Below are 11,653 nucleotides of genomic sequence, written 5' to 3'. Positions count from 1 at the left end.
AAACCCTTTACAGCTCACTCCCAGTCAATCCATATCCTATCATCGACTAATGAGCTTAGGCTTAAATCCTATCAAATTTATAAAACTTTCATGTTATTCATATCTATATATGAATGATGCTTGATGTACAAGCAGATGCTTTAAATGGACTCAGTTCGGATAGATGTCAAAAATATCATGTCGTGATGTATGGATTATCTTGGCCGGTTATCTGGCTGCGATCCATGTCGGCAAACTTTCGGCCGTGATTCCTGTGTTGCAGCAGGATTTAAACCTGAGTTTTACCCAGGCTGGTTTTTCATTAGCGTTAGTGCAGGCTGCCGGAATACTGTTTGCGCTATGCATTGGCGCCTTCTCGGAAAAAATGGGATTAAAGCGCTGCCTGATCATGGCCTTAATCATTTTAGGGCTGAGCAGTCTTGCTGGGCTTTGGATTACGCAGCCTGCCACTTTATATGTATTGCGTTTTATGGAAGGAATCGGATTTTTAACCATCTCCTTGTGTGCGCCAGCAATTTTAAAACGTACCAGCCACGCTGAAACACTGAATTTTAAGATGGGACTCTGGAGTTCCTATATGGTCATCGGTGTCAGTCTGGCCGTATTGACGATTCCTCTCCTGCTTGAATATCTGGACTGGCAAACGATCTGGGCCATTTTGGGCTGCCTGTGCCTTGTCATTGCTGGCATGATCAAACAATATTTAAATATTGAACCTGTCCTGGTAACACAGCCAGACTCTTCCCAGGCAACTACGGAAAATACCTCATTCTGGCAGATTGTTAAAATTACCCTGACCCATCCTCCCATTATCTGTCTGGCGATTATTTTCGCCTGTTATACCAGTCAATGGATTACTGTCACGGGCTTCCTGCCTACACTGTATGTTGAACAGGGGCTGGACTTAAAACGTGCAGGGATGCTGGTCTCGATGGTCGTGCTGGCCAATCTGGGGGGCACTTTTGGCGCAGGCATGTTGCTGCAACAGGGTTATAGACCGTACACCTTATTGAGTACCGGATTTGTGGCAATGCTCTGTAGCAGTTGCTTGGTATTTGCCGCAAATTCCTGGCTCTCATTTGAATTGCAGGTTGTCAGTGCCGTGCTGTTTTCACTGATTGGCGGGATGATCCCAACCACTGTTTTTGCGATTACCCTGCACTATGCACCACGCGCCTATGCAGCAGCGGCCAGTGTGGGTCTGGTTTTACAAATCTCAGCCTGCGCACAGTTTTTTATACCGACCCTGAGCGCCGCGCTGATATCTGCCACCCAATACTGGGCCAATCTTGCCATTATCACTGTCTGCCTTTCGATGCTGGGTATGGTAATGACGGCATATTTATTTAAGCGCTATCCCCAATGAAAAAATAAAAAAGAGCCTGCAAGCAGACTCTTTTTTCACCTGATTTTGCCTTTAAACCTGATTGGCCTGACCCGCTTCCAGCACAGCAAATAAATCGTCTGCAATCGAGGTGCCAAACTGCGCATCAATTTCACGAATACAGGTTGGACTGGTTACATTAATTTCAGTGACATAATTTCCGATCACATCCAGCCCCACAAAGACCAGACCTTTCTCTCTGAGATACGGCCCTACTTTTGCTGCAATGGCTTTGTCAGTTTCAGTCAGTGGGCGCGCCTCGCCCAGGCCACCCGCTGCCAGATTGCCGCGCACTTCACCATTTTGCGGAATACGGGCCAGACAGTACGGCACTGGCTCGCCATTAATCATCAGGATGCGTTTATCACCTTCGACAATTTCCGGAATATAACGCTGCGCCATGATCGGCTGGGTACCATTATTGGTCAGCATTTCAATGGTTGAACCGATGTTGATGCCATCCTGATACAGGCGAAAAATCCCGGTGCCGCCCATACCATCTAGCGGTTTTACAATCACATCGACCTGTTCTTTGAGAAATTCACGGATCAGGCTTTGCTGCGAAGTCACCAAGGTCGGAACTTGCAGATGCGGGAACTGGGTCGCGAACAGTTTTTCATTACAGTCACGCAGGCTTTGCGGTTTGTTGATGATCCATGCCCCTTCGCGCTCTGCCTGCTCCAGAATATAAGTGGTATAGACGAAGTTCATATCAAAAGGCGGATCTTTACGCATCAAGACAACGTCATAAGCAGCGATCGACTCTTTTTGTTTTTCGCCAAGTTCATAATAATAGTCGTAGTCTTCAAATACCTGTAACGGCGCGATCAGACCAAAGGCCTTGCCCTGATCGATATATAAATCTTCCTGCAATGCATAACCGAGTTCATGCCCGCGACGTGCTGCTGCCCACAGCATGGCCATGGTCGAGTCTTTCTTCAGGTTTACATTTTCAATGGGATCCATCACAACAAGTACGCGCATGTGTCTCTGCTCTTTTTCAAAAAATGACTTGGCAAGGAGTATAGCTTGTGTGGATTCTTTTGTTTATGGTGATTTTGCATGACTTATTTTGTATAGGTTTTTAGATAGATGCTCAGGCAATTTGAGCTCAAGGGAGGTATGCCATGCAACAGGCCATTATCGGTTTTCACCTGGATGAGGAACAGCATTGGGTTGCAGAACTGGCCTGCGGACATGGCCAGCATGTGCGGCATACCCCGCCCTGGCAAAATCGCCCATGGGTGATGACCGAGCAAGGACGTAAAGAAAAACTCGGGATGCTGCTAGACTGTAAAAAATGCGAAAAGTGCGAAACTGCAACCTGAACCTATGAAAAAAGTAGTATGTAGGTGACCTAAAAAATAATCTTGTCCAGAATTTGCTAATTTGAGTTACTGCGTTTATGCTTTTATTGCTCAAACATGCAGCGCATTTTTTCAGGGTGTACTTTTGCTCATACGGCTCGTCAAACAGATCTGGTTGGTGATGCTTGTGGTTTTTGCCATAGGCTGGAGCAGTGTGTCTGTCGCATCTGCAAACACCATGCATCTGGTTATGCCGTCTGAAAAACGAATCCTCATTGTCTGGAAATGACAAAACCCTCTGCTTCTCACTCGCTGCATAAGACTGATCATCATCAAGATCAGGAACTGATTCAGCCGGACTGTGTCAGTGACAGCACCCAGCAGTCATCAGATTGTCTGGATTGTGGCACTATGGCCTGCCAGAGCCTAATCACCAGCCTGCCCATTGTAGCGCCCGAGTTAAGCGTGTCTGATCACGGTTATCCGGAAAAAACCCTCCTCCCTGCTTACCATGCCAAGCATCTTGCCGGTTACTGGCAGGAAATCTTACGCCCACCCAAAGCTTGATCCTGAATTTTTAAATTTTTTTATTCATTAAGGATTAAGTTATGTTACTTAAAATCAGTCAAAGCCTGTGTCTGGGCTTCGGTCTCATCTCGTCGTCTGCCCTGTTTGCCGCCGTAAAAGAATATCATCTGGTCATTGATGAAAGCCCGATCAATCTCACCGGAAAGACGGTCAAGCGAATCACTGTAAACGGAAAATTCCCTGCACCCTTGCTGGAATTTGAAGAAGGTGATGATGCAGTCATTCATGTACAAAACAACCTGAACAATCAGGATACCTCGCTGCACTGGCATGGCCTGCTCCTGCCCGGGCTGATGGATGGTGTGCCCGGATTTAACGGTTTTCAGGGGATCAAACCAAAGCAGTCTTTTACTTATCGCTTCAAGGTTCGTCAAAACGGCACCTACTGGTATCACGCACATTCCAAAGGTCAGGAACAGGACGGCCTCTATGGCGCATTGGTGATTCGCCCCAGAGCCCAGATATCGCTACCTGCACATGAACAAACCGAGCGGGATTATGTGGTGATGCTGTCGGATTTTCACGAACAGGGCAGCCAGCAGATTCAGAACAATTTAAAAAAATCGGCCGAATATTATCAGAACCAGCGCGAAACCGTGGGCGATGTATTTAAGCAGGTAAAACGTGACGGTCTCAAGGCCACCTGGTCAGACCGCAAGATGTGGAACCAAATGCGTATGCTGAAAACCGACCTGTCTGATGTTACCGGTTATACCTTTCTGGTCAATGGAAAAACGCCGCAACAAAACTGGAGTGGCCAGTTCCAGCCCAATGAAAAAGTCCGCCTGCGATTCATTAATGCCTCGGCCATGTCATTTTTCGATGTGCGTATTCCCCAGCTGAAAATGACCGTGGTCAGTGCCGATGGACAACCGGTGCAGCCGGTCAATGTAGATGAATTCCGTATCGGAACCGCTGAAACCTATGATGTGATTGTGGAACCCACTGCAGTGCATTACCAGATTGAAGCGGAATCGATCGACCGCTCAGGCTTTGCCATTGGCAGTCTGCATCAGGCAACTGATTCAAGTAAAGCCCCGGCTCCGGTTCAATTACCAACACCGCGCCCTCGTGCCTTATTGACCATGGAAGATATGGGACATGGCGAACAACATGACATGTCACATGACACACACAGCAGTCAGACCATGCAGACTGCCACAAGTGAACATGATCAACATGCCCAGCACGACATGCATGTAAGTCATAATGCCATGTCCGGAACCAATCAGCCTCATCAGCCGGTTGAGGGCTGGGCCAATATGTCTACGCCTGCAGGGCACAAAGCCTTGCAATATCAAGACCTCAAAGCCCTGACACCACAACCTGATACCCGCGCAGCAGAACGTGAACTGGTGATTCGTCTGGGTGGAACCATGGAGCGCTACATCTGGACCATGAATGGTAAAAAATTCAGTGATGCCGAGCCACTTCAAGTGAAATATGGCGAGCGGATCCGGCTGAAATTTATCAATGACAGCATGATGGCCCATCCGATGCATTTGCATGGCATGTTTATGCAGCTGGAAAATGGTCAGTCTGCTGCAAATATGCCAAATAAACACACCGTGATTGTGCCGCCCGGGAAAACGGTCACGACCTTGCTCACAGCAGACGAACTGGGAGAATGGGCGATTCACTGCCATCTGCTCTATCACATGAGTGCCGGCATGATGAACAAGCTGATTGTGGCACATGTAGATGAAGATCAAACATCTCACCCTTCTTCACAAAAAATGCCTTCAAAACCAGCAGCTGCTCAAGGAGAAAGCCATGCACATCACTAATCTTTTTGTAAAGTCAGTGCTCAGCAGTGCGCTTACCCTAAGCAGTCTGAGTATTTTTGCGGCAGCTTCTAGCGATCATACAAGCCATGCTGAACATCAGCATCATAGCGGACATCATGCCATGCAAAACATGGCTGATAACCACGCACAGCATACTGGAACAGCAGATGCCTCATCCTATCAACCGCCACCAAAGTTATTGCATCAACAGCAGGTGCTGAGCACGCCACAAAATTCAGTCAGTTCTGCCAGCGAACATGATCATCGTAAAGAACATGGTGCACAGATTTATAGCCAGATTATTCTGGACCAGAAATGGCAGCATAGTTCAGAGAGAAATGGAGCATTCAAGTCCAAGAACCAGGCCAGAGTCGGCACGGATGAAAATAAAATCTTCCTCAAGTTAGAAGCCGACAAACATGAATCCCATCAGGCCGAATATGATGCCAAAGTGTTGTATAGCCGCAATATTTCCGATTTTTGGGATGTGCAGACCGGGGTGCGCTATCGACAGGAAAATTTAGCCGAGCCTGCTACACAACGGCAGAACGAGCGCTTCGATGCAGTATTTGGCCTGCATGGCTTGGCCCCCTACTTTTTCGAAACGAATGCTCATCTCTATGTTGGTGAAGATGACTTTGTCGGATTAAAACTGGAAACAGAGCGTGACCTGTTACTGACTCAGAAACTGATTATGCAACCCTTTGTCGAACTGGATGTCATCCTGAATGATCAGGCAGCGAATGCGAAAAAAACCGGCCTTAGTCATGCCACCTTGGGCCTGGAAACACGCTATGAACTGAGCAAAAAGCTCATGCCTTATCTGGAAGTGGGTTATGAATATAGTAAAGGCACAAACAGACAGCCTGGCAGCAAAGCTCTGATTCTGAAAAAGGCTGGATCTATGGTGCAGGTCTAAGAATGATGTTCTAAATTTTTGATACAGAAAATTATGCAGCTACGGGATATGAAGCTCCATTTATGCCCCGTAGCGCTATGGCACTATACATTTGGCTGAGAAAGATTTTTTAAGCCTATGAACTGTACATGCGATGTTTTTCTGCACTTTCCCGCTCATTAAGAGACTTGTTATTTTGCGAAAAACTAGTCTTCATCGTTTTGATTTCTATTATTACTTTTTGCTACCAAAGTACCTAACATAATGATGAAGGTACTCACGCCGCCAATTAACAGGCTCAGCAGCCCCATTTCCAGCATAAAATTACTATCACCAGTCTCAGGGGCACCCCATAGAAATTGAAGACGATCGCCAAAAATAAAATTGATCGCAAATACAATCAGAAATCCAATCAAGGTGGCAATCAGTAAAGTGACCACCAAGTTCTTCCACATTTTACATCCGACAAACAGGATGATCATGGCCAGTCCAACCATGGTGATGATGGATATAAGTAACACACTGTTCCAGTAATCCATGAGACTCACTCGTATTTGGTTTTAAATTAAAATTAAGAAATTCTTATAGTTAATTTTTCCAATTGAATTTTAATATAGGTGGATTTTTATACATGAGCAATGACGATAACTATCTTAAAGCTACAAATGTTAATTTACCCAAAGTTATAAAATACACTGACTTAGTAAAATCTTGCTAAGTACTGAACGATTCTGATTAACATAAAGTAACGTAAACACAACGTGTATTTATTGTTTAACTTGGTTAAAGCTTAAATACAACCGATAAAGCTCAAGCAAATCAGCTTGAAATTCTTTAAAAAAGAAGAATTGAGCCACTTTTATAAGAAAAATAAATAATAAATATAAAAAACTTGAATATTTCCTGATTTAGGCTATGCTGTCTTTAACTAGAAAAAAGCGTTGTTTAGTTAAGCTTCTTTAAGTGCCGCAGTATTATTTATAATCCTCCGTTTTTTCAGATCTTTATTTCAATTCTTGTTGTTTTTCCAAGTTATCCATAGTCATTTGCATGACTAAAATTATTAAAATTTAACAGGTTATATTATGTCTACTACAGTTACCGGTACAGTAAAATGGTTTAACGAAACTAAAGGTTTTGGTTTTATTCAACAAGAATCAGGTCCTGACGTTTTTGCACACTTTAAAGAAATCAGCAGTTCTGGTTTCAAAACTTTGTTTGAAGGTCAACGTGTTTCTTTTAGCGTGGTTGATGGTCAAAAAGGTCCAAATGCGATCAATATCGTTGCGCTATAATTTAGCCCAGCAATAAGAAAAAGCACCTGAAGGTGCTTTTTTTAGCACTGAAGATTCATAATTTTGGTGAAAGGTTTTCTACTTGTCTGTTTAGCTCATTAATAGTGAATTTTTAAGAATCATGCTTCTGAATTACTGCTGCTCAGTCGGACTTTATAAAAGATAAAAATGAAAAACCCCTAGCATCCTGCCAGGGGTTTTCCGTATGGGTTCGCTTGGTATAACTCCTGTCGTACCTTACTTTCCTTGTATTTATCTATTGTTATTCTTGTGCGGAACCTCCTGTTCCTGTTAAAGCTATCATAGGAAATTTCCACTATTCAAAACAGCCGCAAAGTGCTGGAATTAATGTAAGCCAATGCTTACAAGAATAGATAGAGATAATAAATTCAAATACTTAGAAAATCTAGTATCTATAAAAAAAGGAAGCTCAAGCTTCCTCTTCTATACCAATCCAGGCTTAGATCCCGTATTTAACACGGTAATCTTCCATTTTCGCCAAAGCTTCTAGATCGCCTTTCGCTTCCAGATAGTCCATTAAATCTTTCATAGTGATTAAGGCATGTACAGGAATCTCAAGCTCTTGCTGTACTTCCTGAATCGCAGATAAATCACCCTGACCTTTCTCCTGACGATCAAGCGCTACAAGTACACCGGCAATTTGAGCACCGGCATTTTTCAGGATGGTGACGACTTCACGAATCGCTGTGCCTGCGGTAATCACATCATCAATGATCCAGACTTTTTTACCTTCTACAGAAGCACCGACCAATACGCCACCCTCGCCATGGTCTTTGGCTTCCTTGCGATTAAAACCCCACGGCACACTTACCCCATGATTTTGCGACAGAGCCACAGCAGTTGCTGCCACAAAAGGAATGCCTTTATAGGCAGGTCCAAAAATCACTTCAACATGGTCACATTTAATCAGTTTTGCAGCATAGCCAGAAGCCAGCAGTGTCAAGGCTTCACCATCATTCAACAGACCCGCATTAAAAAAATAGGGACTCACACGTCCCGATTTTAAAGTAAACTCACCAAATTTAAGCACACCGCGTGATAATGCGAGTTCGATAAAAGCTTGTGGGTTAAACTGAGCTGGCGTTGACATGAGGTGCTCCTAAATCCATTAATTAAGGTAAGACTTGCGCATGATACCAAAGAGTAGCTATCCAGGTGATCAAAAAATTCTTCGCGTCGTTTCAATTAATGTCAACGGCTTACGCTCATCTGTCACCAAAGGTCTATTAGAATGGATGGAACAGTCGGATGCCGACGTGATTTGCATGCAGGAAAGCCGGATCACGCATGCGCAGTGGACGGACAAATTCAAGCCTGAAGGCTGGTACACGCACCTGTTTCCTGCCGAGCGTCCGGGTTATGCCGGTACGGCCATTTATAGCCGTCTGCCTTTTGTATCTTTAACTGATGGCCTGGGTTTTGAACTGGCCGATTCACAAGGCCGTTTTATTGCCGCTGAATTTGACTTGGGTTTAGATCAAACTGTACAGATCTGTTCCCTGTATCTGCCTTCGGGTTCATCAGGCGATGAAGCGCAAGCACGTAAAGATCACTTTCTGGAAGAATACGCAAAAATTCTGAAACAGTGGCGCGATGAAAATAAATCGGTGATTGTCTGCGGTGACTATAATATCGTGCATAAACGTATTGATATTAAAAACTGGTCGGGTAACCAGAAAGCCTCGGGTTGCTTGCCGCATGAACGTGCCTGGCTGGATCATATCTACGATGAGCTTGGTTATGTCGATACTTTCCGTGAAGTGCGTAAAGAAGCCGAGCTGTATTCCTGGTGGTCAAACCGTGGTCAGGCGCGTGCCAAGAATGTTGGTTGGCGGATTGATTATCATGCCTGCTCTCCAGACTGGAAAGAGCGAACCGTTAATGCCTGGGTCTATAAAGAACAATGGTTTAGCGATCATGCTCCAGTGATTATCGACTACAAACTATAATCTGGATTATTTAATTGAGTGAACAACTGTTCACTCAATTAAGGCTTATCTCTTACATGACATGACGTATTTTTTGGGTTTATCTCAATGTAATAACATAGCATTATAGCGCTACGGCACAAGGACATGTCAGGACGACAACATAAGGACAGGACGCCGTAGGACGAAAATAAAACAGACTATAGATTTAGCTTGTTTTGCATGGATGTGACATTGGACGTTGGATTGAGACCCGCATGATCAGGATGATTAAATGCGGGTTTTCTATTTCTATCATTCCCAAATTTTTATTTTTCTTATTATTTAGATTGTTCTTTTTCTTGCTGCTCATGTTAAAGCTGCTTGATGTCATTTTGATGACATGACTTTTCTGCTATTTAAAATTTTTTCTTTTTTTTCATTTGCTTTTGCATGGTCTGCTGCTGCCAATTTGGTTAAGCTAGTTCATGATTTAAATTTTTTAGAGGGCAGCTATGTTAAAAATTTACGGAATTAAAAATTGCAGTTCGATGAAAAAAGCCTTTGATCTGCTGACTGAGCAAGGTCTGAGTTATGAATTTCATGATTATAAAAAACAGGGCATCGATGCTGAAACCATCAAAACCTGGCTAGATGCCTTGGGTCAGGATGTGGTCCTGAACAAGAAAGGCACCACCTGGCGTAAACTTAGTGAAGAAGAGCAACTAACCGCCCTGTCGAGTGAAGATGCATTAATTAATGCATTAACTACCCATACCAGTTTAATTAAACGTCCAATCTTGGCGACCTCTACAGGATTTATTGCCGGTTTTGATGAAACAGCTTATCGTGGCTTAGCCCGCTAATATCATGTATTGAATAACACTCATAAAAAAAGCCTGACATCGGTCAGGCTTTTGTATATCTGCTTAAAATAAATTAGTTGGCACGAATCCAGGTCTGGTTACGACCCAATGCCGCTACGCCGATGAAACCACGTAGCTCAAGTTTCTTGCCACCGTCTGCCAGCTGGCCTTTCAACTTATAGGTTTTACCAGATTGCGGATCTAGGATCGAACCGCTGTCATAACTGGTACCACCAGCATTTTTCAGACCTTTAACAATAGTCAAGCCTTTCAGAGATTTGTTGTGATATGGACCTTCACATTTCTTGCAGGCATTTTCTTCACCTGGAGTTAACACCGACTGAATGCTGGCTGACAAAGTACCATTCTTTTGTTCAGTGAATTTAACCATCGCCTTCGGCTGCTTGGTTTTATCATCAATGGTTTTCCATACCGTGCCATTTAAAGGATCCGCGGCATTAGCCAGTGCAGATAAGCCTAGTAGTCCTAACGTAAGCGCTATTTTTTTCATTTTTCTTCATTTCCTTAGTCTGAAAATAGACCCATGTAGTATTAAAAAGTCACAACAATTTTTCAATTTTTAGGTGTGACTATTTAGTGTAACCTTGTAAATATGGTTGGTAAATAATCTACACGATCAATAAAAGCACAAAAAGATGGAAGGAAGATGAAGATAAGCCCGCTAACGAAACAATTAATTACAGAAAGCTTTTTAAAAACGGCCATTCGTGCCCCGAGCAGATTCAGTCTTCCACCGAGTTCGATGCGTATTGCTCTGGAACAGATGTGCAAACTTTTCCCTCAGGATAAAACGGTACAGATTCGCTCGCTCCGACTGGCCGGACTGCGCGCGGAAGAAATTAAGCCGCAGCAGGAATCGACCCAACTGATTTTTCATATTCATGGCGGCGCATTTTACTTAGGTTCTTTAAATACCCATCGCGCCTTTATGACTCAAATTGCGGCTCGAACCCAGATGCAGGTGCTGCATGTCGATTATCCGCTATCACCCGAATCCGCCTATCCTGAAGCCTTGGAAGCCTTGTTTGATGTCTATAATCTGCTGCTAGATCAAGGTGTTCAGGCCAAAGATATCATTCTGTCCGGCGATTCGTGCGGTGCCAATCTGGCGCTGGCGCTGGCACTCAAACTGCAAAAAGAAGATCGTCCCCAAGTTAGCGGTTTGATTCTGCTGTCTCCACTGCTGGATCTGACCTTGACCAGTGAATCTTTACGTTATAACCAGAAGCATGATGCCCTGCTGTCACTGGAAACTGTCGAAACAGGTATTGAATATTATGTCCCGCGTGCAATTGACCGAGGTGATCCGGAAGTCTCGCCATTCTTTGCCGATTTAAGCGGTTTACCGCCAATTCATATTCAGGTAGGTTCTAAAGAAATTCTGCTGGATGATGCCACCCGGTTTAGGGGAAAAGCGGAGCAAGCAGGTGTCGAGGTCGAATTTAAACTGTATACCGGCATGTGGCATAACTTCCAGATGTTCAGTGCCTGGTTCGATGAAGCTAAACAGGCACTGAGTGATCTTGCAAAATTTGCCCATCGTCTGGATCGGGATTAAGCATAATTCAGAACATAAAAA

At 44.1% G+C, this 11,653-nt stretch carries 12 protein-coding genes and 1 pseudogene; 9 read left to right on the top strand and 4 right to left on the bottom strand.

Translation table 11 applies throughout. The features are described from left to right. The first annotated feature begins 163 nt into the window (after positions 1 to 163). Positions 164 to 1,366: an MFS transporter gene (locus F894_RS01775; RefSeq protein ID WP_005245704.1), complete on the top strand. Its 1,203-nt coding sequence runs from the start codon at positions 164 to 166 to the stop codon at positions 1,364 to 1,366. A gap of 51 nt (positions 1,367 to 1,417) precedes the next feature. Here the strand turns inward: F894_RS01775 and gshB are convergent, their stop codons facing one another. Continuing rightward, on the bottom strand, positions 1,418 to 2,368 hold the full coding sequence (gshB, locus tag F894_RS01770) for a glutathione synthase (RefSeq protein ID WP_005245701.1): 951 nt from the start codon (positions 2,366 to 2,368) through the stop codon (positions 1,418 to 1,420). 143 nt (positions 2,369 to 2,511) lie between these two features. Between gshB and F894_RS01765 the strand changes: the two genes are divergently transcribed. From F894_RS01765 to F894_RS01750, 4 genes and pseudogenes are all read left to right on the top strand, one after another. Continuing rightward, on the top strand, positions 2,512 to 2,712 hold the full coding sequence (locus F894_RS01765) for a DUF3565 domain-containing protein (protein WP_005245699.1): 201 nt from the start codon (positions 2,512 to 2,514) through the stop codon (positions 2,710 to 2,712). 264 nt (positions 2,713 to 2,976) lie between these two features. After that, positions 2,977 to 3,258, top strand: coding sequence for a hypothetical protein (locus F894_RS01760; protein ID WP_005245696.1), 282 nt, complete (start codon positions 2,977 to 2,979; stop codon positions 3,256 to 3,258). 41 nt (positions 3,259 to 3,299) lie between these two features. Further along, positions 3,300 to 5,066 (top strand): copper resistance system multicopper oxidase, encoded by a 1,767-nt coding sequence (locus tag F894_RS01755; protein ID WP_005245686.1) that lies wholly within the window; start codon positions 3,300 to 3,302, stop codon positions 5,064 to 5,066. After that, positions 5,053 to 5,999 (top strand): annotated as a pseudogene (locus F894_RS01750) (copper resistance protein B). The gene F894_RS01755 and the pseudogene F894_RS01750 overlap by 14 nt, the downstream one beginning before the upstream one ends. Positions 6,000 to 6,170: 171 nt before the next feature. Here F894_RS01750 and F894_RS01745 read toward each other — a convergent pair. Beyond that, the gene (locus F894_RS01745) at positions 6,171 to 6,503 is read right to left on the bottom strand and encodes a hypothetical protein (RefSeq protein ID WP_005245676.1); all 333 of its coding nucleotides are present in this window, start codon (positions 6,501 to 6,503) and stop codon (positions 6,171 to 6,173) included. Between the two features lie 546 nt (positions 6,504 to 7,049). Here F894_RS01745 and F894_RS01740 point away from each other — a divergent pair. Beyond that, the gene (locus tag F894_RS01740) at positions 7,050 to 7,259 is read left to right on the top strand and encodes a cold-shock protein (RefSeq protein ID WP_004281299.1); all 210 of its coding nucleotides are present in this window, start codon (positions 7,050 to 7,052) and stop codon (positions 7,257 to 7,259) included. A gap of 460 nt (positions 7,260 to 7,719) precedes the next feature. Here F894_RS01740 and pyrE read toward each other — a convergent pair whose 3' ends face one another. Beyond that, positions 7,720 to 8,370 carry an orotate phosphoribosyltransferase gene (pyrE, locus tag F894_RS01735; RefSeq protein ID WP_005245671.1) on the bottom strand — a complete coding sequence of 217 codons (651 nt, stop codon included), beginning with the start codon at positions 8,368 to 8,370 and terminating at the stop codon, positions 7,720 to 7,722. A gap of 40 nt (positions 8,371 to 8,410) precedes the next feature. Here pyrE and F894_RS01730 point away from each other — a divergent pair, with 40 nt between their 5' ends. Both F894_RS01730 and F894_RS01725 read left to right on the top strand, forming a co-directional pair. Next, a complete protein-coding gene (locus F894_RS01730; RefSeq protein ID WP_004281295.1) occupies positions 8,411 to 9,229 on the top strand; it encodes an exodeoxyribonuclease III in 819 nt (272 codons plus the stop codon). 473 nt (positions 9,230 to 9,702) lie between these two features. Beyond that, a complete protein-coding gene (locus F894_RS01725; protein WP_005245670.1) occupies positions 9,703 to 10,053 on the top strand; it encodes a Spx/MgsR family RNA polymerase-binding regulatory protein in 351 nt (116 codons plus the stop codon). 73 nt (positions 10,054 to 10,126) lie between these two features. Here the strand turns inward: F894_RS01725 and F894_RS01720 are convergent, their stop codons facing one another. Beyond that, positions 10,127 to 10,564, bottom strand: coding sequence for a DUF2147 domain-containing protein (locus F894_RS01720; protein ID WP_005105342.1), 438 nt, complete (start codon positions 10,562 to 10,564; stop codon positions 10,127 to 10,129). 156 nt (positions 10,565 to 10,720) lie between these two features. Here F894_RS01720 and F894_RS01715 point away from each other — a divergent pair, with 156 nt between their 5' ends. Continuing rightward, a complete protein-coding gene (locus F894_RS01715; RefSeq protein ID WP_005245669.1) occupies positions 10,721 to 11,632 on the top strand; it encodes an alpha/beta hydrolase in 912 nt (303 codons plus the stop codon). Positions 11,633 to 11,653: the final 21 nt, after the last annotated feature.

This window comes from Acinetobacter sp. CIP 51.11 (assembly GCF_000369665.1).
Lineage (GTDB): Bacteria > Pseudomonadota > Gammaproteobacteria > Pseudomonadales > Moraxellaceae > Acinetobacter > Acinetobacter lwoffii_S.
Note: the sequence above shows the minus strand (reverse complement) of the source record. Positions and strands in the feature narration are given on the sequence as shown.

Coding starts and splice junctions, on each gene's coding strand:
- F894_RS01745 (WP_005245676.1), bottom strand. CDS start 6,503: ATGGATTACTGGAACAGTGTGTTACTTATATCCATCATCACCATGGTT.
- F894_RS01725 (WP_005245670.1), top strand. CDS start 9,703: ATGTTAAAAATTTACGGAATTAAAAATTGCAGTTCGATGAAAAAAGCC.
- F894_RS01775 (WP_005245704.1), top strand. CDS start 164: ATGTCAAAAATATCATGTCGTGATGTATGGATTATCTTGGCCGGTTAT.
- F894_RS01760 (WP_005245696.1), top strand. CDS start 2,977: ATGACAAAACCCTCTGCTTCTCACTCGCTGCATAAGACTGATCATCAT.
- F894_RS01740 (WP_004281299.1), top strand. CDS start 7,050: ATGTCTACTACAGTTACCGGTACAGTAAAATGGTTTAACGAAACTAAA.
- F894_RS01715 (WP_005245669.1), top strand. CDS start 10,721: ATGAAGATAAGCCCGCTAACGAAACAATTAATTACAGAAAGCTTTTTA.
- F894_RS01720 (WP_005105342.1), bottom strand. CDS start 10,564: ATGAAAAAAATAGCGCTTACGTTAGGACTACTAGGCTTATCTGCACTG.
- F894_RS01730 (WP_004281295.1), top strand. CDS start 8,411: ATGATACCAAAGAGTAGCTATCCAGGTGATCAAAAAATTCTTCGCGTC.
- F894_RS01755 (WP_005245686.1), top strand. CDS start 3,300: ATGTTACTTAAAATCAGTCAAAGCCTGTGTCTGGGCTTCGGTCTCATC.
- F894_RS01765 (WP_005245699.1), top strand. CDS start 2,512: ATGCAACAGGCCATTATCGGTTTTCACCTGGATGAGGAACAGCATTGG.
- gshB (WP_005245701.1), bottom strand. CDS start 2,368: ATGCGCGTACTTGTTGTGATGGATCCCATTGAAAATGTAAACCTGAAG.
- pyrE (WP_005245671.1), bottom strand. CDS start 8,370: ATGTCAACGCCAGCTCAGTTTAACCCACAAGCTTTTATCGAACTCGCA.